A 24014-nucleotide genomic window follows, 5' to 3' on the forward strand; every position below is an offset into this window, starting at 1 on the left:
GATCAAATTTCGACGGTCATAACAACTCGTAACGGCCACAAGTTAAGTCAGGAAACGTCTCAACCATTTCACTTGCTGCCTGATTGTCCGCGAGAATGGCCCGACCAATGCCGTAGCGGCCCGTGCGTCCGCTTCCGAGACCGCCCCGGGCGCGAAAGCCGCGGCGTTCACCAGACGCGGCAAAGCCCCGATATCGGCCTTCAACGCCGCAAGACGCCCCGCGGCCTCCTGCGCGTTCGCATGGCCGGGCACCTTCACACCCGCCCGCGCCGCCTCCGCCAGCACCTCGGCCCAAGCCCCCGCGACCCGCTCGGCCGGAGACCCCCGACGCAACCGCCGCCGGCGCCGCAGCGCCCGACGCAGCTTGAGCGCCAGCGGCACACAGGCCAGCAGCATCGCGGCCGCCGCGTACCAGACCCAGCGCGGCAACCCGCCGTCCGCCTGACCTGCCTCCTCGTTGAAGTCGCCGTCCTGCTCCAGCGCCTCGTCGTTGAAGTCCTCGGCCTCACCGCCGCCCCCCTCGGCCTCCTCCGAGCTCGGCGTCTCCTCCTCCATCTTCTCCAGCGTCTCCTCCGGGGGGATCGGAGCGACCCCGGCGGCGGGCATCGGATCGAAGCGGACCCACCCGGGCCCGTCGAACGCGACCTCCGGCCAGGCCTGGCCCTGCGCCGCCGTCACCGTGCTCGAACCGGACGGCACGTCGAAACCGACCACGACCCGGCTCGGCAGGCCCACCAGGCGGGCGATCACCGCATAAGCGGCCGCGAAGTGCTCGCTGGTGCCGCGCTGGCCCCCCGCGGTGACGGGGCTGCCGAGAAAGAACCCGAGGGAGGGCAGGTCGTGCCCGGAGGGCGCTTCGGCGTCGAAGGAGTAGTGCTGGGAGAGGAAGTCCGCGAGCCCTTGGGCCCGTTCGTAAGGCGTGTCGTAAGTGGCGTTGACGTACTCGGCGATGGCCGCCATGATCTCGGGGGTCCCGGGCGGGACGCCGACGGTGGTCACGTCCGAGAGGTCCGGGCGGGCCGACTCGGCCCCGGACGGATCCGAGGACACGAGCGCGGAGTCGACGTGGAAGCTCGTGCCCGTGGCGAGGCCGTCGGGGGTGAGCAGGCATTTCGTGTAGAGGTTCACGGCGATCGGCAGATCGGTGACGGTCGCGGGGTCGGCGGCGGCGGGCACGAGCTTGCCGCCGAGCTCGATGATCTCGACGTCCGCCGAGTAGGTGGCCTCGCCCGCGCCGGGGACCACGGTGCCCGCGGTGCGGAAGTCGCCGGTGGCCTGCCAGGTGGTGCCGTCGTATTCGGTGAGCACGGCGAGGCGCATCCACGCGTCGGCGCTCGTGTCGGCCTTGAACAGCTCCTGCTCGGGGTACTTCGCCCATTCGGCGATGCGCACGAGCGGGTTGAGGTCGATGTCCGTGAGCTGCGGCGGCTCCACGTACTCGCGCGGGTCGCCGGGGCTGGTCGTCACGAGCCGGGCCGCGGCCGGGCCCAGGACCGCGACGGCCGCGAGCAGCACCGTGGTGGTGATGACCGCGCCCATGAGCGCGGGGGTGCGCGACGGCACCTTGCCGTCCACAGTGGCGTCACGGTCGGGACGGCGTTCGGGCGGCGCGGCGGTCACCGCGAGCGCGGCCGCCGCGAGCACGCAGAACGCGATCGCGTCCACCGGCCCCGCGTCGGCGTTCGGGCCGACCAGGTACAGGCCCGCCCCGTACAGGAGCGTCGGCGGCAGGCAGCCGAGGAGCGTGCGGCCGTAGCGGATCGCGAACTCGCACGAGAGCGTGGCCGCGAGCCAGGTCAGGAAGACCGGCACCACCACCGTGTCCGGCACCGGCTCGACCGGGATGAGCGCGGTCAGTGTGCGCGGCACGGCGTTCACCAGCGCGTCGACGATCGTGACGCCCAGCGGGTCCGTGCCGTCGCTCGTCAGCGCGACGGCCCCGAGGAGGTACGCGGCCAGGCCCGTGGCCGAGATGCCGGGGGCGAGGAACGAGGGGCGGTTGCGCAGCGCGAACCCGATCGCGAACGCGCCGAGCGCCGCCCCGGCGACCAGCAGCAGGAGCAGCCGGCCGTGGTAGACACGGGCCGCCACGGTGCCCGCGAGCAGGCACATGAGGGTGAGGCATACGGCGACGGTGGCGACGCGCAGCCGGTAGCGGGTCCTCCGCTTCGTGCTCACAGCCGCGTCCCCCCGTTGTTCCAGGCCGCCGCGAACTGCTCGCCGTCGGCCCCGCGGATCGTGGGCACGCCCCCGGCGAGCGAAGCCGAGGTCGGGAGCCCGAGCGCGAGGTGCACCGCGATGACCGTGGGGTAGGCGCGCTTGAGGGTCGCGAGCCGGTCCGTCGGCGGCTCGGTGCCGGTGATCCACACCAGCGTGTCGCCGTAGCGGGCGGCGGTGAGCCGGGAGACGTACGCGCTCAGCGAGTCCTTCGCGTCAGGGGCCAGCTCGGCGAGCAGGTCGCCATAGGAGTCGCGCCCGGCCCCGGAGACGACCGCGCCGGAGGCCGGCACGAGCGCCGCGTGGTACTCGGCTCGGAAGCACGCGGTGAGGATCGAATAGGCGGCCTCGCAGGCCGCCTCGAACGGTTGCGGCACAGGAGCGCCCGGCGCGGCGGGCCAGCTCTCGGGGCGGTCGTCGATCGCGATCGCCACGGTGGGCAACGAGGTGTCCAGGTGCTCCTTCACCATGAGCTTGCCGATGCGCGCCGAAGTGCGCCAGTGGACGTGCCGCAGTTCGTCGCCGATCACATACTCGCGCAGGGCATGGAAGGTGAGCGAGCCCTGCTCGACCTTGTCGGCGGTCCCTTCGAGGGAGCGGGCGAGGCCGTCAGGGGTGCGGGCGAGCTGGTGCAGGCGCGGGTGGATCCACAGGCGCGCGGTCGGACCGAAGGTCCCGGCGGTCGCGGCCAGCCCGAGCAGGTCCCGCTTGCTGATGGTCAGCGGGCCGGCGTCGACCACGCCGCGCCGCTCCGCCCGGATCGCATAGCTCGCCCCGGCGCTCCTGCCCGGGCGCAGGCGCGCGAGCGGGATCGAGACGCGGCGGGTCTCGAGGCCGGACCCTCCATAGGCGTCGACCGCGCGGGCGTTCACGGAGCGCCAGCGCCCGGCGTTGCGCACGTTCAGCGTCACCGTGGCGTTGTGGCCCACCGAGATCCGGTCCGGGGCGACGGCGCGCTCGACCTCGAGGCGCGGCCTCGCGGCGATCACCGACCCGGCGGCCACGCACGCGAGCGCGGCGGCCGCGCCGAGCGCGGCGAGCTCCGGGTAGCCCCAGACCCAGCCGGCGACGAGCAGTCCCACCGCCGCAATGGCGAGCCCGGCACCGCGACCGGTGACCGGCACCGCGAGAGCGAGATTCGCGATCCGTTCAGCGGGCTGACCAGTCAAAATGGACTTTTTGGCCTCGCCCGGTCCGGGTCCGGAGGCCCGACCGGACTCGCTCATGCCGCCGAAGCCGGCAACGGAACGGGGACCTGGTCGAAGGCGTCCGCGACGATCGCGGCACCGGTGACGCCGCGCATGGCCGCGTCGGGGGCGGTCTGGATGCGGTGCGCGAACACCGGTACGGCCAGCGCCTTCACGTCCTCCGGGATGATGTACGTGCGGCCCTGCGAAAGCGCGAACACGCTTGCGGCCCTGGTCAAGGCGATGAGGCCACGCGGGCTGACGCCCACGGCCACCTGCGGGTGGTTCCGGGTCGCGTTCGCGAGCTGCACGAGGTAGGCGTACAGCGGCTCGGCGATGTAGACGTGCTTGGCCATCTCCGCCATCTGCGCCACCGTGTCGGTGTCGACCACGGGCGCCAAGTGCTCGGGACTGCGCTGGTGCGTGCCGCGCAGGACCTCGATCTCGGCGGCCTCGACCGGGTAGCCGACCGAGAGCTTCACCAGGAAGCGGTCGAGCTGGGCCTCGGGAAGGCGGTAGGTACCGTCCATTTCGACGGGGTTCTGGGTGGCGACCACGAGGAACGGCTGCGGCACCTGGTGCGGGTTGCCGTCCACCGTGACGCGGCCTTCCTCCATGACCTCCAGGAGCGCGGACTGGGTCTTCGGGCTGGCCCGGTTGATCTCGTCGGCGATCACGATGTTCGCGAACACCGGGCCCGGGTGGAACTCGAAGGCCCCGCTGGACTGGTTGAAGATCGTCACGCCCGAGACGTCGGAGGGCAGCAGGTCCGGTGTGAACTGGATGCGCCGCCACTGGCCGGAGACCGCGGCGGCGATCGTCCGGGCGAGCGTGGTCTTGCCGGTCCCCGGCACGTCCTCGAGCAGGATGTGGCCCTCGGAGAACATGGCCGTCAGCGCCAGGCGCACGACCTCCTGCTTGCCGAGCACGACGGTGTCCACTGCGGCGGCCAGCGCCTCGAACGTCGCGGCGAACTGCTCGGCCTGCGCGACGCCAAGCTGGACCGGCTGCTGCACGCGCCTAGGCACTTGCAGCGGATGGGTCTGCGAGGTGTCGTGCATTCGTTGCTCCTGTTAGCACTGGGGAAGATCCCCGGTGGAGTTCTTGCCGACCCCGTCGATGTTGAACCAGACGAAGGGGATGTACGCGTTGGCAGCGTAGTCGATCTTGATCCACTTGTTCGAGGCGTCTTTGCCGGGGTGATAGTCGACGGCCTGGCCGCCCTCGGTGCCGCGCGGGTTGATGGTCGTATCGCCCGTGGTCCAGCAGTACGCCTTGTAGCTCTTCGGCGTGTTGGTGGTGCCGAGGCTGTTGCCGGACTGGCTGGCCTGCGGGTAGACGCCCACGCCGTCGACGGAGTCGCAATAATCGGTGTTGTATCCCTCGTCGCACCGGAAGTAGACCTTGCCTGTGATGGTCGTGGTCGATGCCGTGTACGAGCTCGACGTGGCGTTTCCGGCCGGGTTCGAGATCTTGACCGTGTAAGTGTGCTCGGTCGAGGCCTTCAGGCCGCCTTGGGTGAGGCTGTCGCACGCGCCTTCCTTGACGGGTGTTCGGCCGTCGCGAAGCATCTGGCAGGTCGCGTTGCCGCCGCCGCTGTCGTAGGTCATGTTCAGCGTGATCGAGTTCGCGGTCGCCGAGTGCCCGGTGATCTGGACGGTCGGAGCGTTCATCGTGTTGGACGTGGTCGTGGCCGGTTCGGACTCGCCCGCCTCGTTGACCGCGACGACCGAGACCGGAACCTGCTCGCCGTTGCCGAAGCCCGAGACGCGTGCGGTGGTGGTGTTCCCGCCGACCTCGACGGTCTGGGATCCGGCCCTGACGATGTAGTTCTCGATCGGGCGGCCGTTGTTGGAGGGCTGCTGCCAGGTCACGTCGATCGAGCCGGCGGCGTCGCTCGCGGTCTCGGCGAGCAGTTCCGTCGGGGCGTTCGGCACGTTGAACGGGGTGACCGAGTTCGACGGCGGCGAAGGCGTCGAAGCGGCGGCCCCGGCCAAGGTGGTCACCTGGAAGACGTAACCCGTGCCGTAGTCAAGGGTCCCTTCGGGAACGGTGAACGTGGTCGTGTCGGACCGGCCGACCACGAGGTTCTTCCCAGAGGCGATGGCCTCGATCTGGTAGCCGCTGATCTCGTTGCCCTGGCCGTTGGCCTCGTCCCACTGCACGGTGACGGTGCCGTCGTTGTTGGCGGTGGCCTGGACAGTGGCGACCGGGTCGGGGACCTCGGCGGACGGCGTGATCGACGGCGAGGTCGCCGGGTCGCCCTGGCCTTCGGCGTTGTGGGCGGTCACGGTGAAGGTGTAAGGCGTGCCGTTCGTGAGGTCGCCGATCTCCAGGACCCGCTGGTCCGGGGCGATCTCCCAGCTGCCGCCCGCGCCTTCGATCGTGTACTTCGTAAGCGCCGAGCCGTTGTTCGGCGCGGCGTCCCAGGACAGGTTGATGAGGCCGTCGCCGACCGTGCCGCGCAGGTTGGTGACCGCGCCGGGCGGGCCGATCTGCGGGGCGGACTCGTCGCTGCCGTCCTCGTCGCCTTCGTCGCCGTTCGCGTCCTCTTCCTCCGGCGGGGCGTTGCCGCCGAGGATGTCGTCGCGGTCCTTCTCCGCCTGGCGGGCGTTGCCGTCCGAGGAGACGACCACGGCCGCGTTCGTGTTCACCGCATTGGCGAACAGTGTGTCGCCCGTGTGGTAGAGCTCGACCGGGCCTCCGCCCGCGTCGATCTCGATGCGGTCCAGCTCGTTGCCGTCCAGGTCGTAGACCCATACCAGGCCCGAGGCGCCGTCCGGCACGTAGATCCGCTGGTGGAACTCGACCGAGGCGCCCAGCAGGTTCGAGGGGGCGGCCGAGATCGTGAACCGCTTGGACTCCGCATCGTTCACCGTGACGACCGACGGCGGGTCGGTGACCGTCACCGATGCGATCGTCCCCGGGCTGGAGTCGGCGGTCTCGGCCGGACCCACCAGCTCCACATCGGTCTGCGAGCGGCGACCGTCGGCGCGGATGGTCGTCATCTTCTTCGCCGTCGAGTTCAGGACGGCCACACCGTCGCCGAGGACGGTGAGCGCGAGCTCCTGGCGGGGCTCGGCCACGACTTCGGTCGCCACGGTCCGGGCGCCCTTCTCCTTCGGCTCGATCTGCACGATGGTGCCCTCGCGCGGCACCCCGATCCAGAGCTTCCCGGCCGTGTCGAACGCGCCGCCGGTCAAACCGGCGGGGAACTGCAGCGGGTCGCCGATCGCCGCGAGCGTGGACGGGTCGACCTGATTGACCAGGCCTTGCGTCTGGTCGATGATGAAGGCGCCCTCGTCGGCCAATGCCAACCGCACGCCCTCGCCGGGGGCGGTCTCGGCCTCGCCCGTGAGTTCCAGGGTGGAGAGGTCGATCGCCGAGACCTTCCCCGAGGCGATCTCCCGCAGCAGCAGATGCGAATCGGTCTGGACGATCTGCACCGCGTTCCCGGCCGCGTCGGTCAACGGGAACCGGACGTCGGTCGCTGCCGTCAGCCCGTTGACGCGGGCGATCTCACCGGCCGGAGTCGTCCACAGCCACAGGCTCGAGTCCTCGAGATTGCTGTCGCGGCTGAACGCGCCCGTACCGAGCAGGGTCGCGACCAGTGCGCCGACGAGCACCACCGGCAGGCCTATCGCGATGAGCAGGCCCTTGACGTTGAGGCGTCGGGCGTCGACGTTGCGAGTGGTCATAAGGGGGAGTTCCTCTGCGGGGTCAGCTATGCCGGGTTGTCGGGGCGCGAACGCCAGAAGGGCCCCTGGTGCCTCGGGGGGCGGCACACGAACCCGAGCCTAATTCATCGGCGCAATCAGGACTAGGCTGCCATCGTCACGAGACGGTATCGGTCCGGGGTGGGTCAAAGTGGTGTGAGCGGGTCAGGTTACCGACACGTACAGACCAGGCGAAAACCCTCCTGATCAGACCGAACAGCGGTGCGCCGTGCGCACCGCCGAGTCTTCCGCAGACTTCGAGCGCGGGGACTTCCAGCAGCGGCGCGACCGGCCGCGTGTGGAGTGGCAACTGGTTCCGGATGGCAATGGAGGCGGTCATGACGTCCGCCTGGTACTTGCGAGGTTTCCGACCGACTCCGGCAGTCGTTCCCTCGTTCGCGCACCGCCTCAGGGCACAAGAGTGGCGGTGCGCTGAGCGCACCGCCTTCGTCGTCTGCCTGTGTGGTGTTGCTCGGCCACGCTTTGAGCGCCGCCGCTTGCCGTCTTCGCATGGTCGTCGCTAGGCGGCCTCGCCGATTTCGAGGACGCCCGCGCGGCGGGCGCGGGCGACGCCCGCGAGGGCCAGGATCTCCTGGGCCACATGCGCCTCGGACAGCTCGCCCGGGGTGTAGACCGGGGCGTCCATGCCCGCCATGGCCTCGCGGATCGCGAGCTGGGACTGGGTGAGCTTGCCGGAGGCGGCGATCACCGGGAGGCCGAGGCCGCGCAGGTGCATCGCGCCGTAGCGGGCCCCGGCGGCGTCGGCCGCGGCGAGGACCACGCCGTCGACGAGCTCGCGCACCAGCGGGTGCTCGAGCAGCGCGGAGGTCTCGGCCTGGAGGACGCCGTCGGCGATCTCCATGACCACGGCGTCGACGTCGTGCGCGGCGGCGTGGTGGTAGAGCGTCTGAGCGAGCTCGGCGAGTTCGGGTACCGGGACGCCCGCGGTGGTCGGGTAGCCGCCGTCGGTGAAGTCGACGGCGACGACCGCGCCGGAGTCGCGGAACATCCACGGGTCGCCGCCGGCGCCGGTGCCGGTGATCTTGATGCCCGCGACGCGGCGGCCGCCGCGCGAGAGGCCGCGGATCACACTGGCGGCGGTGGTGGACTTCCCGGCGTTCATGGAGGTGCCGACGACGCACACCACGGGCGGGTGGTCGCCGAGGCCGAACGGTGCGAGGACGCTGTAGCGCCGCAGGTCCATCGGCACGCCCTCGCGGTCGGCGAGGATGCCGAGGGGCTCCAGCCGGGTCGGGGGGCGCATGTCGCCGTGGCGCGAGAGGACCTCGCCCGCCACGCCGCCCGCGGCGACGAGGTCCACGGAGGTGCCGAGGACCTCGGGCACGCGCGACTCGTACTGGTCGGGCGCGTAGCGCTCGCCGAAGGCCAGGAGGATCTCGTCCCCGGGGTAGATGGCGGCCTTGCGGCCGTTGCCGAGCTCGAGCCAGTTGTGGTGGCCGATCGCGTCGACCCGCGCGGCCAGGATGTGGCCGGGTCGGGGCGCGCATCCGTCGACCAGGGTCAGCCCGGGTGATGTCAGGTCGACATTCCGGACCGCGTAGGCGACTTTGAGCCGCGAAGCGAGCTCAGCGGAGAACTCACGAATGCGCATGCACACTCCAAAAAGGACAGAAAGGGTCAGCGGGACGGGCCCGCTTGAATGGAAGTACACCAGTGGTGCAGAACGTGACCATGGTGGTTTAGCGCAACGATCGCTGCGCTGTTGATGGACGAATATTACGGCCTGTGGTCGGCCTTGTAAAGAGTGGATCAGGTAAAACTGCGGCGGCGCCGGAGTGAACCTCCGACGCCGCCCGAATCTCGGTGTTTACCTGCGAGAACTCACAGTTCGCGGGCCCTCCCGGCGACGTCACCGATGACGATGACGGACGGGTGGTGCGCTTCGGTGACACCCAGGTCGGCGAGCGCGCAATTGCGGACGGTCTGGTTCTTCGTGGTCGCGTTCTCGACGATGCGCACGGGCGTCTCGGGGGCGCGGCCGCCCGCGATGAGCGCTTCGGCGATCGCCGCGCGGTTCTTGACGGCCATCAGCAGCACGATCGTGCCGTGCCCGGCGCCGAGCGCAGCCCAGTTGACCTTGCTCTGCGGGCCGGGCGGCACGTGGCCGGTGGCGACGGTGAAGTCGTGCACGACGCCGCGCTCGGTCACGGGGACCCCGGCGGCGGCAGGACCGGCGATCGATGAGGAGAGGCCCGGGACGACCTCGACGGGCACTCCGGCTTCGAGGCAGGCGTCGAGCTCTTCGGCGCCGCGGCCGAAGACGAAGCCGTCGCCGCCTTTGAGGCGCACCACGAACTTGCCTTCGAGGGCGCGCTCGACCATGACGGCGTTGATCTGCTCCTGCGTGGTGTGCCGCCCGTACGGGAGCTTCGCGGCGTCGACGATCTCGACGTCCTCGCCGAGCATGTCGAGCAGCTCCTGCGGGGCGAGCCGGTCGGAGACGACCACTTCGGCCTGGCGGAGCAGTTCGAGGCCGCGGAGGGTGATGAGGTCGGCGTCGCCCGGGCCCGCGCCAACGAGCGCGACCCTCCCTTTGAACGACCCGGCCGCCGGACGGGTGGTCCGGCTGCGGGGCGCGTCGATGTCGCCCGTGCGCAGGCCCGCGGCGATCGAGTCGCGGATCGAGGCGGCGCGGCGGGGGTCGCCGGAGGCGGAGACCGCGACGGAGACGCCGTCGAACTCGGTGTGGGCGAGGGTCCAGGCGTCGGAGGCCGCGGCGTCGTCGGCGCGCACGCACCAGGTGCGGCGGGCCTCGGCCTCGGCGGCGACGGCCGCGTTCACCTCAGGGGCGTCGGTGGCGGCGAGCACGAACCAGGCGTCGTCGCCGTCGCCGGAGCGCCATTCGCGGCGCTCCCACTGGATCTCCCCGGCTGCGGCGTAGTCGGAGAGCGTGGTGGTGGCCTCGGGGGCGACCAGCAGGACGCGGGCACCGGCGGCCAGCAGGCGGGGGACCCGGCGACCGGCGATGGAACCGCCGCCGACGACGAGCACCGACTTGCCCTGCAGCCGCAGCCCGATCTCGTAGACCGACACGTGTGCCTCCTCCAGCACTCCCTGTTAAGACTCGACTAGCGTATGCGGGTTTCGTCGCGGGCATCTAACCGGCGGATTGCGAGCCTGTTACGCGAAACCCGCGATGCGGGACCGGCCGGCGTTATGTGAGCTCGCATTGCATCGCAGTGAAGCTTGCGAACCGAGCGTTGGCGCAGCGCGCCTTGAGGAAAGCAATGCCGGCGGTCGTGAGGTTTTTCACCTTGAGGTCATGCCTGTGCCCTAGGCTGGATATATGCGCGATCGACCCCGCCAGCACCGTGTGCCCGGACTGTCCGCACACGGGAGCGATGAACCCGGACCATCCGCCGAAGGCGTGTACGCGCTGCTGCGCACGAGCCTGCTCGCCGGGCTCGCGATCGCCGCCCTGGTGTTCCCGCTCGCCGCCATGGCGGGCTTGAGCGCGAAAGCCGGGTTCGACACGATCGACACGCTCTCCGTGGAGGTCACCGAGACCGACCCGCCGCTGACCTCGTACGTGTACGCGGCCGACGGCGAGACGCTCGTCAGCCTCTTCTACGACGAGTTCCGCCGCCACGTCTCGTTGGACGAGGTCGCGCCCGTCATGCAGCAGGCGATGGTCTCCGCCGAGGACTCGCGGTTCTTCGAGCACAACGGCGTCGACTACCGGGGCATCGCGCGCGCCTTCGTCGCCAACAACAACTCCGGCGGAGTCCAGCAGGGCGCCTCCACGATCACCATGCAGTACGTGCGCGGCGCGCTCCAGCTCAACGCCGAGACCATCGACGAGGTCATCGCCGCCACCGAGCAGACCGCCATGCGCAAGTTGCGCGAGGCCCGCCTCGCCATGGCCGTCGAGGAGCAGCTCACCAAGGACGAGATCCTCGAGCGCTACCTCAACCAGGCCTACTTCGGGCACAACGCGTACGGGATCTTCGCCGCCGCCCAGGTCTACTTCTCCAAGCACCCGTCCGATCTCAACCTGCAGGAGTCGGCCACGCTCGCCGGGCTGGTGCAGGCCCCGTCCGCGTACGACCCGGTCACCTCCGACCAGACCCGGGCGCTCGAGCGCCGCAACTGGGTGCTCGACCGGATGGTCGACATCGACTACCTGTCGCTGGGCGACGCCTCCGAGGTGCGCGGCCTGCCGATCGAGCTGGACGTCTCGGACCCGCCGAACTCGTGCATCGGCATCCAGGGCACGCCCACCGAGTTCGGGTTCTTCTGCGACTACTTCCGCCGCTGGTGGCGGGAGCAGGACGCCTTCGGGCCGACCCCGGCCGACCGCGAGCGCGAACTGCGCCAAGGCGGGTACACGATCATCACCACGCTCGACCCCGACCTGCAGAAGATGGCGAACAAGCACGTCAACAACGCCAAGAGCAAGGAGTCGAGGCTCGCGCACGGCGCCGTCGTCATGGAGCCGGGCACAGGCCGGATCAAGGCGCTGGGCCTGAACCGGACGTTCTCTTACGACCAGAAGAACAACGGCCCGCACTCGAACCCGTCCTTCGACCGCAAGGGCAACTACCCGAACACGGTGAACCCGGTGCTCGGCGGCGGCGTGGAGGGCGGCTACCAGGCCGGGTCGACGTTCAAGATCTTCACGATGCTCGCGGCGCTCGACGCGGGCTACCCGCTGGACTACAACATCAACTCCCCCAACCGCGTCGCCACGAGCTTCGTCTCGGCGACCACGGCCTGCGGCGGACGGTGGTGCCCGAAGAACGGCTCGGCCTCGATGGCGGGCAACCGCGACATGTGGTCCGGGTTCGGGATGTCGGTGAACACGTACTTCGCGCAGCTCATCGACCGGGTGGGCGCGGACAAGACCGTCGAGATGGCCGAGCGGATGGGCCTGCAGTGGCGCTCCGAGGGCGACGCGTACTACGCCTCGGAGGAGCGGCGCGCGGGCTGGGGGCCGTTCACGCTGGGCGTCTCCGACGTGCAGCCGATCGAGATGACGAACGTGTTCAACACGCTCGCCGCCGAAGGCCTGTACTGCGAGCCGATCCCGGCGCTGCGCATCATCGACCCCGTAGGCCAGGAGCTCGACGCCGCCTCACCGCGCTGCCATCAGGAGCTCGACGAGGACGTGGCGCGGGCCGCGACCGACGCGGGCCGGTGCGTCACCGAGACCCAGCGCAAGGGCGCGCAGTGCGGGCCTTGGGGCACTTCGAAAGTGGTGGGCGAACTGGCCGGGCGGCCCATCGCGGGCAAGTCCGGTACGACGGACAACAACCGGGCCTCGTGGTTCCTGGGCTACACGCCGCAGATGACGGTGGGGGCGTTCATGGCCGACCCGGACTACATCTTCAACCCGGTGGGCGCGTCGAACACGTCCACGTCGAAGGAGACGGTGGGGAAGATCTTCAGGGACGCCTTGAAGGGCGTGGACGAGATCAAGTTCAAACCGCCGTCACGGGAGATCATGTACGGGGATTGATCGTCTCCGGGTCTTCAGCGGCCTCCGGCTCGTCGCCGGGGGCCGCTGTTCGCTGTGCTTCGTCGAGGTCGCGGCGCTCGCGGCGCGCGAGGACGACCCAGCCGAGCGGGACCATGGCCGCGAACAGCGCCCACTGGATCGCGTACGAGTAGTTCTGCCAGTCCTTGAACGAGGGGGTCTCCAGCGCGGTGAAGCCCTCGGCCGGTTCGATGTCGGCCACCCACGCCGCGCGCAGCTCGTAGTCGAAGCGGTCCTCGAACATCTCGAGGCTCAGCCGGCGCGACTCCAGGTGCCCGTCGACCTCGGCGATCGAGCCGCCTTCGGGCTCGGACTCGTAGACGCGGCCGGTGACCGTGACCTCGCCGGCGGGCGCGGCCGGGTACTCGGGCACGTGCCCGGTGCTCTCGGAGGGGACGAAGCCGCGGTCGACGAGGAGCGCCGAGCCGTCCTCCAGGACCAGGGGCGTGACGATCTCGAAGCCGTTGACGCCGTTGTTCGTCTGGGCGCGCAGCACGATCTCGTGCGCGGTGTCGTAGACGCCGGTGGCCTCGACGAGGGTCCATCGGTCCGGGTCGTCGAGGGACTCCCCGGCGGGCAGGACCTCGTCGACGGGAGCGGCGACCCGGCTCTCCTCGATCACCTCGTTCGCGGCGGCGCGCTGCACGGCGCGCCCCCATTGCCACTGGGAGAGCAGCACGCAGACGACCATCACGACCAGGCCCGCCGCGGTCAGCGCGAGCCAGCGGGGTGCGAGGACGAACCGGTACCGCTGCATCACGTCGCCGAGTGTAGACGGGTCCTAGACTTGCCCCCCATGAGCGATGTAGTGAATGCGGTGCGCGCCGCCATGCCTGCCGTGCGCGCCGATCTGGAGGCCCTCGTCAAGATCCCGGCGATCGCCTTCGAAGGACTCGACCACGAGCCGGTCCGACAAGGCGCGAACGCCGTCCAGCGGCTCCTCGACGAAGCCGGTGCGGCCGAGACCAGGCAGCTCTCCCACGGCGGCGGGCAGCCGAGCGTGTACGCGCACTTCCCCGCCCCCGCGGGCCAGCCGACGGTGCTGCTGTACGCCCACCAGGACGTGCAGCCGGTCGGCGACCTCGCGAAGTGGGAGCAGCCCGACCCGTTCACCGTGGTCGAGAAGGACGGTCGGCTCTACGGCCGCGGCGTCGCCGACGACAAGGCCGGGGTGATGGCGCACATCGCCGCGCTGCGCGCCTTCGGCGGGAAGCCGCCCGTGGGCGTGAAGCTCCTCATCGAGGGCGAGGAGGAGTTCGGCTCCCCCACCCTCGAAGGGCTGCTCCGCGAGCACCAGGACCTGCTGACCGCCGACGTGGTGGTCATCGCCGACTCGTGGAACTGGCGCACCGAGGTCCCCTCGATCACGACCACGCTCCGCGGCGTGATCAACGTGTACGTGGAGGTCGCGCTCCTCGAGGGCGCGGTGCACTCCGGGCTGTTCGGCGGCCCGGTCCCCGACGCGCTGACCGCGCTCGCGCGGCTCATCGCCACCCTGCACGACGACAACGGCGACGTGGCCGTCGCGGGCCTCGTCAGCGGCCGCAGCAGCGACCTCGACTACGACGAGGCGGCGCTGCGCCGCGAGGCCGGGATGCTGCCGGGCGCCGAGTTCATCGGCACCGGGCGGCTCACCGAGCGGCTGTGGTCGAAGCCGACCGCGACGGTGCTGGGCATCGACGCGCCGGGCGCGGCGGCGTCGGCGAACGCGCTGCAGCCGCGTGCCCGAGCGAAGGTCTCATTCCGCCTCGCCGCGGGCGACTCGGCCGCGAACGCCCTCAAGGCCGTCAAGGAGCACCTCCGGGCGAACGCCCCCTGGGGCGCCGAGGTCACCGTGACTCCCGAAGGCGGTCTTGGCGACCCGTGCTCGATCGACGCGACCGGCCCGTCCTTCGACGCCGCCCGCGCCGCTTTTGCGGAGGCCTGGGACGGCACCGAGCCGGTCGAGATCGGCGTGGGCGGCTCGATCCCGATGATCGCCACCTTCCAGGAGCTGTTCCCCGAGGCCGCGATCCTGGTCACGGGCGTCGAGGACCAGTACTCGAACCCGCACGGCCCCAACGAATCGCTCCACATCGAGATGTTCGAGCGGGTCTGCGTGGCCGAAGCCCTCCTGCTGGAGAAGCTCCAGCGATAGCGACACGCAAGGGCCCGGTCCACTGAGGACCGGGCCCTTGCCGTTGCGCCTAGAAGCCCTCGCGGACCTTCCGCAGCACCTTCGCGAGCGGGTCTCCCGAGGTCCGGAACACCTCGCGGTACGAGTTCGCGGCGGCCTTGGCCTCGGCCGCGATCGAGGCGTCCTTGTCGTCCTCGCGCTTCGGGTAGTCCCCGGCGAGGTACTCGCGGTACTCGCCGTCGTCGATCCAGGACTTCACCGCGGCGGCGCGGGCCACGGCGAAATCGTGGCTGCGCTGTTCGAGGAGCATGAGTTTCAGGAAGCTGTCGCGCAGGTCCCCGCCGGTCTCGAACTCCTTGGCCTGCTCCAGAAAAGCGGCCGTGTCCACATCGTGGAGGTCGCCGCCGCCCGCGAGCTTCGCCATGACGCGGATCGCCGCGGCCGGGTCCTGCACGGCGAGCGCGCCGGCCCGGTCGGCCGAGAGCTCGGACTTGCGGGCCCATTCGTAGAGCGCGGCGGTGATGACCCGCAGGCCCACCACGCCGACCGGAATCCACGCCACCGAGGTGGTCAGCCGCACGAGCACCATCAGGAGGGTCCGGTACAGACCGTGTCCGGAGAGCGCGTGCCCCAGCTCGTGCGCGAGCAGGAACTTCAACTCGGCCTCGTCGAGCAGGTCGAGCGAACCGGAGTTGATGACGATCACCGGCTTGTCGATGCCGATGCACATCCCGCCCAGGTCGGGGTCGCGGGTGATGTAGAGCTCGGGCAGGTCCTGGGCGTCGAGCACCGCGCCCACCTGCTGATAGGCCTCGTAGACGCGCGAGTACTGGTGGCGGTCGACGCGGATCGAAGAGCCCATGAGGCTCAGCCGCAGGGCCCGCTCGGAGACCATCCCGGAGACCTTCCGAAGGACGATGTCGAAGCCGCGCAGCTCCCGCAGCGCCACCAGAGCGCCCCGGTCCGCGGGGTGCTCCCAGGCCCGAGTCGATATGCCGCGCAAGATGACCGGCCCGCGAGCCGGATCCCTGATCTCGACCGGACCGCCTTCGGCCCGTGACTGGTCGTCGCTCATGCCCGCTCCTCACGGTTGGCTCTGGTGCAAGTGTGGCACGCCTGCTCCGGCCGCGGCGGCCTCGCGCGAACTGCACGGCCCCAGGCCGATCCGGCCGCGCCCGGCAGGGCCGCGCCCCGGGCCGTGTCGGATTTCACCCTCGAAGTCCGCAAGGGCCCCAAGCAGTCAGGACGCATAGCGGGCATTGCCGCCCACAAGGGGGCGGATAACGAATCGGCGTCAACACTCGGTGCGGCGCTTGACACTCACGCCCCCAAGGACTACTCATTGATGTGGGTCAGCAATTCCGGGGCGTCGCGGAGAATCGTTTGGGGTGTTCTTGCGACGCCCCGTATCCATGCCCTCTTCCGGACTCCCCGGTACCCCGAAGGACCGGTGCCCGGGTATTCTTGCGCTGGCGCGGCGCCCTGTGCGGCCCCGCCCGGCGCCCGTAGCTCAGCTGGATAGAGCACTGGACTTCTAATCCAATGGTCGCAGGTTCGAATCCTGCCGGGCGCACCACCGCCACACCGCTGGAGGCCATCGCCGAGTACTTCGCCGAGGCCGAGGGCACACCCGCCGAGATCGGCATCGACGCCACCGGCATCACCGGTCTTCCCGACCGGAAGCTGACCTTCACCGAGGCCAAGAACTTCGTGATCGGGCGCGGCGTCGCCCAGGAAGTCAAGGACCGCCTCTGGGCGCACCTGGTCGGTCTCGCCCGAGCCGAGGCCGCGCCGTGGACCCTCGTCTGCGCCGGCCTGGCACTGCGCGGCCTGCGTAACGCCGTCCGCCGTGCCGAGAAGTTCGCACCCGATTCAACCGACCGCGCTGACATCGAGTCCGCGGCGATCGAGGGTTTCACCGCCGCCATCGGCACCGAGGACCTCACCGCGCCGCGCATCGTCGCACGCCTGTGCAACGCCGCCCACACCGAAGCCCGCCGCTACACCAAGGAGGTCTACCGCTACCAGGAACGGCTCTCCTCAGACGTCTACGAATCCCACCCGCCGCGCGAGCACGTCGGCCACGTCGACCTCGTCCTCGCCCGCGCCGTCACAGACGGCGCGATCACCGAAGAGGAGTCCGAGATGATCCAAGACACCTATCTCGAGGGCCAACTCGCACGCGACTGGGCCGAAGAACACGACCTCAGCCCCGACGCCCTCGACCGCTGGAGAGCCGCCGTCCGCCACAGGCTCGCCGCCTGGCTCAGCACCGAGCTCGGCCGCCCCATCAGCGCCCGAGTTCGCGGTTCTGGGATACGGCAACCCACCGAGTAGCGAGCGGCCCTCTCCACCAATTGAGATGAACGAGCTACCGCCCTCGAACAACTCATGCCATGTAAACGGGGAGAGCTCATTTACACCTTGACGCCGAGACAGATTCCCTGGCCTTCGAACAACAGCAACACGGTCGAGGAACACCGCGATCGCATCCCGCCTGGACATTGCCATCGACGGTCCTGTATACGAGGTGAAACTGTCTCTCGGCTGAGGTAGTGCTCTGTGTGGAAAACGGCCTCGCCGAAAGCAAAGCCTGCAATTTGAGCAGTGACTACTGCAGATAATGGTCCATGGCTGAGTTGGTTGCGTCGAGAAGGGCATCCACCTCTTGAATGAAGACCAGTGCAAGCTGTAGCGCTTCGTCTGCTTGTGTACGGCTAGTTGACATGGCTCGATTCCTTCTCGTGAAGTCGCCTGGCCCGCTCGGCTTTTTCAAATCAAGCTCATGGACGATTTGATTTCGAGCAAGGAAAAAGTCGTCGAAAGTGTCTAGTTGCTGATCACTAAGGTGGGCAACTGCCGAGAGTCCAAGCGCATCTCGCACTCTCTTCAACTCGCTGGTAGATTGCAGACTGCCCTTGGTAAGATTTTCAAGATAGTGATGCATAATCTCAGTATTTCGATCCGATGAAGCGAGCACGCGTTTTGCTACACCGGGTTCCTCGTCAACGAGCTTTGAGCCGTAAGACCCCAACAGTTTTCGTGCGTCCTTTGAAATACCCACTAGACGCAGCAAGGTATCCGAGATCAACTGCTTAAGTACCGCGTCAAGCCCCGCCCCGGCGAAAACAATAGCGGCACGCAGAAGGTCCACTTCCTTATGATCTAGTCGGCGAATGTTGACATTGTTCTTGATCTTGCGGTCGCGAACTGAGTGCAAAGTGTCGAGGTGGCCCTGGACGCTCTCGTGAGCCCCCTCGAGTCTTCGGGCGGCCTCGAACGTCTCTGGGTGCGTAGAGATCTTCTTCGGGAGCGGACTGAGAACCAGACGTTCATTGGCGGCCATGATCCCATTCTTGCGCTTCGTGGTTGATATTAGTGCCACGACCCCGGATTTCTACCACACATGCGGCTCGCGAGCTGAGACCGCAAACGGCTCATGGCCGGTGGTTTCCGCAGCGGCGCATCCCTGCTCAATGACCTGGACACCCTCAGTGGTGCCGTAGCCGTTACAAGGTTTCCGCCTGAGCGACAGCTGTTTGGCCGGAGCTGGGCGCCACCTGCTCCGGGCGACTCGAGCTTCTAAGCGCTCGAAAGACACGGACTGGCCACGAGGCGAAGGCCAGCAAGTGCTCGTGGACTGCCATCGCGTAGTTGTGCTCGTGTTTCGTGAGATCAGTCAGGTTCACAACGGCGGTTGAGATGTTCATTTCGTGGTCTTCGGTGATGGCTGGCGTCTTCCAGGCTTCCTTCATCGCGACGCCAGCTGTGTTCCGCGCCGCCGTGACCAACTCGTTGTATGCCTTTCCGACTGCTGGTGACTCAGATTGGGTCCAGGCAAGGTAGTAGTTGATGCGCTGCTGGGTCTGTCTGACCATCTCGGAGATGCGGACGCGTTCGTCCCCAGGGATATCGGCGTTCCTGCGTCGAATCACATATGGGTACTCGCGGTACTCGGTATAGGCCGCGAAGGCCTCGGCGAACACTGTGCGCACGCGGTCGCGTTCCTCAGTCCGGCTCTTCCGCCAGCCAAGGCCGATGTTCACAGTGCCGGTGAGTAGCGCCGCGATCACTGCACTGGTGAGAATCCCAGTGATCATTCAAGCCCTCCGGGTCGAGGTTAGGAGTGTCGATGAGGAGCTTCTGCACCGGGCCATTCGCCCGTCTGTCGGTGGTACTCCTCTTTGATGATGTGGGCTGCGATGTGTCCGAGCAGCGCCGTCGGTCCATCGGGACGGCACCAACGGGCTTCGGGTGGATCGTAGGGGAACCACATGCACAGACTCCCGTCCCCGTAACGGTGCGGGGAGTCCGTTAGTCCGTCGACGAACACGCACGGCTCTTCTGGCAGCCCGCGCGAAAAAATGATCTCGACGGTCCGTCGGTCGACGCCAACAGGTTCGATCTTGGTCCTGACCGCGAACCCGCCGCGGAACTCGCGGCGGGGCGCAACGAAAGCAGCATCCGGGTAATCCAGCTTCAACATCTGGAGGAACCGGATGCGATTCGCGGGCTTGGCGAACCATGGCGGGTGCCGCCAGGCAGGTTTGCCCACTAGGCTACGTCCCCGTAGGAGCGGGTCGGGGGGATCAGCACCGCCGGGCCGGACACCCCGAGCACCGCAGCCGGAACCGCGGAGCGACTCGAGAGCAGCTGGACCGCTGCGGCGAGCTGGTTCGTCTTCGGGCTGTCGACGTACTTCCAGAAGATCCGCCCGAGCGCGGCGGCGACCGCGTCCTCGTCACCGTCGGCGAGGAGTGCTTCCTCGAGCGCCTCGGCGGCCTTCTGCAAGCGCCGCTGCACGTTATTCGCAGGGAGGAGCAGTTTGAGGTTCGCCGACACCCCCGCCGGGTCGGGCGTGGCCTGGTGGGCCTTGAGCCGCCCCGCGGCTTTGGCGAAGAAAGTCTGCAGACCGTCAGCGACCCCCATGCCGGGCTCGACGAACTCGTACGCCCAGACCGAGAGCATGAATGAGGACACGCCCGGCTCGCCGAACTGTTTGTTCCACGCCTTGGCGAGCCGGATGATCTTGCGCCGGATCGAGCGGTGCGAGGCCGTCCCGGAGTTCAGCAAAGTCACGTGCCCCTCGGGATCGGAGGGCTCCCAGGTGTTCTTGGCGAGGTTGGGGATCCACAGGCCGTTGCCCTCGCGCCGCGTCAGCGCGACGACCATGTCGACGGTGGGGTCCTGCCCGTTGATCGGACACCCGAAGTAGAATTTCGGCCCGCGCTTGGAAGTACAGACCCGCGCCTTGGGATACTCCTCCCGCACGAGCGGCCCCAGGAATTTGCACAGGTCGTCGACGACTTCTTGCGGGTACTCGCCCCCGCCCTCGGGCCCGAGCTGCGGGTAGCAGCGCCGGTCGAGGACGAGGCCGCTGTCCCCGTCGGTCACCGGGTGGTTCATCGTGTGGACAGCAAGGGATCCGCTCGCGTAGGTGCGCCGCGCGCCCTCGTAGCCGATCGCGACCTTCCGGACCAGCGCCAGGCGCGTCCGGACCGCCGTCAGGGGCTCTGCCTCCGCATCGATCTGCTTGCGGATCGCCGCGAGCATGTCAGCCGTCGTTCCCACCAGATTCGTCTCCTCTGTGAGTGACACCGGGCCATCCCCGCCGTCACTGGGGCTAACGGGACAGAACGACGATCGTCCACGGCGGCCTCACTCGCAGCATTCCTTGCACACCGTCGAGCCGGTCTCGAACTGCGTCCGATGCTTCATCAGGAAGCACTTCCCGCAGCGACGTTCGGCGGCGAGCGTGCACTCGCAGTGCCCTTCGGGGCAGCGCGGCTCTCGGCAGGTGGGGCAGCGGTCGGTGATCTCGAAATTGGTGTTACAGACTCCGCAGTCCCCCCAGCGCGCCTTGGCACTGCGCAGGGCCGGGCCCTCACGCGGAGGTGCGAACGCGCGCCAGGGGGCGCTGTGCTCGACCATCACGATGAAGAGGAGACCGTCGCACCAGGCCGCCTGGCCGTAGAGCTCGGCGGAGGTATGGCCGGTCGAGTACTGGATCAGTGCGTTGTCCCTCCGGACCACCTGGGCGGCCCTTTGGTTCGCTAGAGCGGCTTCAACAAGCGGGTTGGCACGTTGGTCGGACCCACGTCGCGGGGGATACAGATTCCCGTGTGCGGACGCGAAGCTGACTGTGCCCGAGGGCTCGATGACGGCGACGACGCCAGGGCCGCAGACGTGCTCGGCCAGCCGAACGCAAATAGCCGCTCTGGAGGCCGTAGTGCGGCGGTAGAGCTCCAGCGCCGCCTCGACGGTCGTCCCATGCTCGGCAATGATGGCCTCCACCATCGGCGAGGGGAGAAGGATTTCGGCGGCGAACGCATCGCAGGCGGCATCCTCGAACGCCTTGTGGTGCTCGTGTTTGAGCACCGCCTGACCGAGGTGGAGATCGTGCTGCTGGAGATGGTGCCCCAACTCATGGAGCAGCGTGAAGCATTGACGCCGGTGCGAAAGGGACTCGGTCACGACCATGGTCGGTGGTGCGAGCGCCCCATCATAGGAGCCGCTGACCGAGCAATCCTCGGCGGTGACGCCCCCCTGGAGATTGTCCAGTTCGGGTACTCGTCTGACCCGCACGTTATCCCAAGATTCGAGTTCGGCGAAGGGGTCTTCATGCAGGCGGGTCGCAGCCCCAGGGGAGAGGCTCTCCAAGTGCTTCAGCATGGCTGCAGCCTGCGCCGGAGCGGCGTCGAAGATCATCGGCATCAGCGAAACCAATAACTGTTCAAGAGGGCGATTGTCGAGTCGGGCGTAGGCGACCATTCGGAGCTTATGGCGCCAGAGGGAGGTGTCGTCCCCTCGCTGACGGGCCGCCAGCTCATAGGCGCTTTGACTCAGTTGCCGGCGTGCCGTGAGCTCATCGATGCCCTCAGATGTGGCTGTGGTTTCGACGAGGAGGCGCCACCGAGGCTGTTCGAGTTCGATCAGCAGCTCAGGCGGCAGCGACGGCTCGAACGGTTGAAGATCGGCCTCTGAGATCCCGGTACCTGCTGCAAGCCGTGCCAGCTCGTCGGGGGTGAGAGGTCGTTCGCGCCGAATGATCGCCATGGCGATCGGCTGCGGGACCCCGAGCATTTCCACGACCTGCGCCAACTGAACGGGGAGCGTCGAGCTCGGCGGTGTGATTGGCTTGTCGGGAGTGTCAATCGGCTCCAGGCTTGAGGCCCATAGCTCGAAGAGGTCCTCAAGGTCGGCCTTCACCCTCGCGTTCGATGAATGGACGTCGTAATCCGGCGCACCGAGCCGGACATCGCTGATCTGACGTACTTGCTGACTGTTCAAGGCCGTCCGCGTGAGTAGATCGAATATCGGAGCGGCGATCTTCCCAAGCGGCCGGGAGAGCACCCGGACCGGTATCGCTCGTTTGAGATCGAACCAGATCACAGTCGTCAACGCCAACGGCGACGCGCCCGGTCCCACGACGAGAGTATCCGCAGCTTCGATACCCGGCTCGATGGAGAGCGGAGCGGCCACCGCGGTCCGACGGTCCCCGTTCACCTCAAGAATGACCAACAGCGCGCTTCGTCCCTGCTGCCGTCCAACCCAGATCTGTCCTGGGGCTACGTCGAACTCCGGGGCGTCGATGTCGCCCGAAGACGGAGCCGTCTTGCGAACCACCGTGGGCGCTGTCGTGCGCCGGGCCAGTTCGATCAGCCGCTGCCGCGCGTTCGAGGAGTCAGTCATCGCACCTACCCTTCCAGTGAGGTTGACGGGACAGACGCTGATCCATCCATGCCGATCGCGGGCGACTCAATGCCTTCCAAACAGCGTCGAATGACGACCTCGAGGATGTCACGAGCCGCTGCCTCACTTCCCGCCAACTCTCGAAGCTTGACTCGGAGCTGCTGAAGCCGGTTGTAGGTGGCCGACCTCCCCTTACCGAGAAGCGCGGACGCCGCAGCCTGATCATCGATCACTGGCACAAGACGACGTTCGACCTCCGTCAACGCGGCATACACCACGACAGCAGCCTCGGCAATTTGCGCTGTCTCCACTTCTGCGATGACCTGCATTTCAGGAGTGGTCGGCGCCGGTGCTGGCAGTGCGGCCACATCCAACACCGAAAGCGTCGGGTCAACCTGGTAGGGCAGCCGGACCGCGATGACCGTCGTCAACGTCTCCTCAGACAAGCTGCCCTTCGCCGCCTCGAACACCGCAATGAGGAGGTTCTCGAGCTCACCCCGCGCACCAAGCCGCAGCCGGGCGGCGTCGGCGTTGCTTGGAGCAATGTAGGAAACATGACGCTGCCAGGCAACATCGATCAAATCGGCCGGATCGACCCCTGAGACGGCAGAGAGACCGTCGACCAGTTGCCAGTGCATAGGGACCGGGCCCCTCCTGAACCGGTGGTCGCGTTCGAGCCGCTTCCGGAGAGACTCCCGCAGTCGGCCCCGGGAACCCTTCCGAGCCTCGTCAATCATCCAGCGATGCAGCCACGTATGGAACATCCTGCCGACTGCATCATCATCCTCGGCCTGGAGAAGCACGGCGGTCAGCAGTTCCTCCCCGGATTCTGCGAAGAAGCCCAGCGCATAGTCGTCGTAGGTTTTCGAATGATCTCTCTGAAGTTCAGGGATACGGCGCAGCTCGCTTCTTGCCAAGTCCAACAGCAGGTCGAGCGCACGAGGGCCGAACTTCTCCAGCTCCCGAAGCTCCTTGAGAACCTCATTCACGGGCACACCTGCTTCTGTACGGGGATCGCGGTGGCGACGAAGTATCAAGGATGAGCCATTCTTCCAGATCGGTCTCGCAGCGCAAGTGTTGAAGCAAGATTGTCCCCGATCGAGGGATACCAAATCGATGCCAATGCCACATAAGGGTGCCGCTCAGAGATCCGACAAAGCAGAGCACTCGAGCCCTGACCCCGGTGTGTAGTTATAACTGTGCCGTGAACGACGGAGGCTGACGGCCCGGTCCTCGAAGGGGACGTCGTCTCCTTCCAGCTCGCGTGGGCAACGAAACAGACGTACAAATTCGGCAGCTATCCGCTGTCGCCCCTGAGTGGGCCGACTTGACCCCGGTACGCGAGGCGATCGGTCGCCTGAAAATCCAAGGCGAAGTACTGGCGCGGTGGAATACGGGCATCGAGCTTTGGGATGTTGGCTTGGCTTGGCGTGCGCGCAACGTCGACCTGAAGCCCTCCGACCTACTAATCCGGAACTGTGAAGTTGGGTTCTGGGTGTTGATGCGAGAATGCTTGCATGGCAAAGGGAAAGCCGCGCGCGAGTGCGGAGCTTCGGGCCAGGGCACTGGAGATGAAAGCAAGCGGGCAC

General features: G+C 68.2%; 19 protein-coding genes and 1 tRNA gene. 5 read left to right on the forward strand and 15 right to left on the reverse strand.

Features of this window, described 5'->3' with window-relative positions; translation table 11 throughout:
- Positions 1-42: 42 nt before the first annotated feature.
- The 7 genes from JHY01_RS15825 to cobA all read right to left on the reverse strand — a co-directional run bounded on the left by JHY01_RS15825 (position 43) and on the right by cobA (position 10174).
- A complete protein-coding gene (locus JHY01_RS15825) occupies positions 43-2178 on the reverse strand; it encodes a transglutaminase-like domain-containing protein (RefSeq protein WP_205326623.1) in 2136 nt (711 codons plus the stop codon).
- Positions 2175-3386, reverse strand: coding sequence for a DUF58 domain-containing protein (locus JHY01_RS15830; protein WP_205326624.1), 1212 nt, complete (start codon positions 3384-3386; stop codon positions 2175-2177). The genes JHY01_RS15825 and JHY01_RS15830 overlap by 4 nt, the downstream gene beginning before the upstream one ends.
- Positions 3387-3439: 53 nt before the next feature.
- Positions 3440-4465, reverse strand: coding sequence for a MoxR family ATPase (locus JHY01_RS15835; RefSeq protein WP_205326625.1), 1026 nt, complete (start codon positions 4463-4465; stop codon positions 3440-3442).
- A gap of 12 nt (positions 4466-4477) precedes the next feature.
- A complete protein-coding gene (locus JHY01_RS15840) occupies positions 4478-7102 on the reverse strand; it encodes a fibronectin type III domain-containing protein (protein WP_205326626.1) in 2625 nt (874 codons plus the stop codon).
- A 136-nt stretch (positions 7103-7238) separates the two neighbouring features.
- The gene (locus JHY01_RS15845) at positions 7239-7460 is read right to left on the reverse strand and encodes a hypothetical protein (RefSeq protein WP_205326627.1); all 222 of its coding nucleotides are present in this window, start codon (positions 7458-7460) and stop codon (positions 7239-7241) included.
- Between the two features lie 180 nt (positions 7461-7640).
- Complete coding sequence (locus JHY01_RS15850; RefSeq protein ID WP_205326628.1) at positions 7641-8732, reverse strand: hypothetical protein; 1092 nt, start codon at positions 8730-8732, stop codon at positions 7641-7643.
- 230 nt (positions 8733-8962) lie between these two features.
- A complete protein-coding gene (gene cobA / locus JHY01_RS15855; protein WP_205326629.1) occupies positions 8963-10174 on the reverse strand; it encodes a uroporphyrinogen-III C-methyltransferase in 1212 nt (403 codons plus the stop codon).
- Between the two features lie 253 nt (positions 10175-10427).
- Between cobA and JHY01_RS15860 the strand changes: the two genes are divergently transcribed.
- Entirely contained in the window at positions 10428-12599 is a 2172-nt protein-coding gene (locus JHY01_RS15860; RefSeq protein ID WP_205326630.1) for a transglycosylase domain-containing protein, read from the forward strand.
- Here the strand turns inward: JHY01_RS15860 and JHY01_RS15865 are convergent.
- Positions 12583-13374 carry an SURF1 family protein gene (locus tag JHY01_RS15865; protein WP_240192863.1) on the reverse strand — a complete coding sequence of 264 codons (792 nt, stop codon included), beginning with the start codon at positions 13372-13374 and terminating at the stop codon, positions 12583-12585. The two genes, JHY01_RS15860 and JHY01_RS15865, sit on opposite strands and share 17 nt — an antisense overlap.
- Positions 13375-13413: 39 nt before the next feature.
- Between JHY01_RS15865 and JHY01_RS15870 the strand changes: the two genes are divergently transcribed.
- Positions 13414-14754, forward strand: coding sequence for a dipeptidase (locus tag JHY01_RS15870; protein ID WP_205326632.1), 1341 nt, complete (start codon positions 13414-13416; stop codon positions 14752-14754).
- Positions 14755-14803: 49 nt separating this feature from the next.
- On the opposite strand, the gene JHY01_RS15875 is transcribed toward JHY01_RS15870, so the two are convergent.
- Entirely contained in the window at positions 14804-15808 is a 1005-nt protein-coding gene (locus JHY01_RS15875; protein ID WP_240192838.1) for a M48 family metallopeptidase, read from the reverse strand.
- 424 nt (positions 15809-16232) lie between these two features.
- Between JHY01_RS15875 and JHY01_RS15880 the strand changes: the two genes are divergently transcribed.
- Positions 16233-16309, forward strand: a tRNA-Arg gene (locus JHY01_RS15880).
- Positions 16276-17070, forward strand: a complete 795-nt coding sequence (locus JHY01_RS15885; protein WP_205326633.1) for a hypothetical protein — start codon at positions 16276-16278, stop codon at positions 17068-17070. The genes JHY01_RS15880 and JHY01_RS15885 overlap by 34 nt, the downstream gene beginning before the upstream one ends.
- 274 nt (positions 17071-17344) lie before the next feature.
- On the opposite strand, the gene JHY01_RS15890 is transcribed toward JHY01_RS15885, so the two are convergent.
- The 6 genes from JHY01_RS15890 to JHY01_RS15915 all read right to left on the reverse strand — a co-directional run bounded on the left by JHY01_RS15890 (position 17345) and on the right by JHY01_RS15915 (position 23414).
- A complete protein-coding gene (locus tag JHY01_RS15890) occupies positions 17345-18079 on the reverse strand; it encodes a hypothetical protein (RefSeq protein ID WP_205326634.1) in 735 nt (244 codons plus the stop codon).
- Positions 18080-18242: 163 nt separating this feature from the next.
- Complete coding sequence (locus JHY01_RS15895) at positions 18243-18833, reverse strand: hypothetical protein (protein ID WP_205326635.1); 591 nt, start codon at positions 18831-18833, stop codon at positions 18243-18245.
- Between the two features lie 20 nt (positions 18834-18853).
- Positions 18854-19288 carry a hypothetical protein gene (locus tag JHY01_RS15900; RefSeq protein WP_205326636.1) on the reverse strand — a complete coding sequence of 145 codons (435 nt, stop codon included), beginning with the start codon at positions 19286-19288 and terminating at the stop codon, positions 18854-18856.
- Positions 19288-20304 carry a hypothetical protein gene (locus JHY01_RS15905; protein ID WP_205326637.1) on the reverse strand — a complete coding sequence of 339 codons (1017 nt, stop codon included), beginning with the start codon at positions 20302-20304 and terminating at the stop codon, positions 19288-19290. The genes JHY01_RS15900 and JHY01_RS15905 overlap by 1 nt, the downstream gene beginning before the upstream one ends.
- An 87-nt stretch (positions 20305-20391) precedes the next feature.
- Positions 20392-22425, reverse strand: coding sequence for an ImmA/IrrE family metallo-endopeptidase (locus JHY01_RS15910; RefSeq protein WP_205326638.1), 2034 nt, complete (start codon positions 22423-22425; stop codon positions 20392-20394).
- 5 nt (positions 22426-22430) lie between these two features.
- Positions 22431-23414, reverse strand: a complete 984-nt coding sequence (locus tag JHY01_RS15915; RefSeq protein WP_205326639.1) for a hypothetical protein — start codon at positions 23412-23414, stop codon at positions 22431-22433.
- Between the two features lie 275 nt (positions 23415-23689).
- Between JHY01_RS15915 and JHY01_RS15920 the strand changes: the two genes are divergently transcribed.
- Positions 23690-24014, forward strand: a 325-nt coding sequence (locus JHY01_RS15920; RefSeq protein ID WP_205326640.1) for a hypothetical protein, incomplete at its 3' end; no start/stop codon positions are given.

Source organism: Glycomyces sp. YM15 (genome assembly GCF_016918015.1).
GTDB lineage: Bacteria > Actinomycetota > Actinomycetes > Mycobacteriales > Micromonosporaceae > Glycomyces.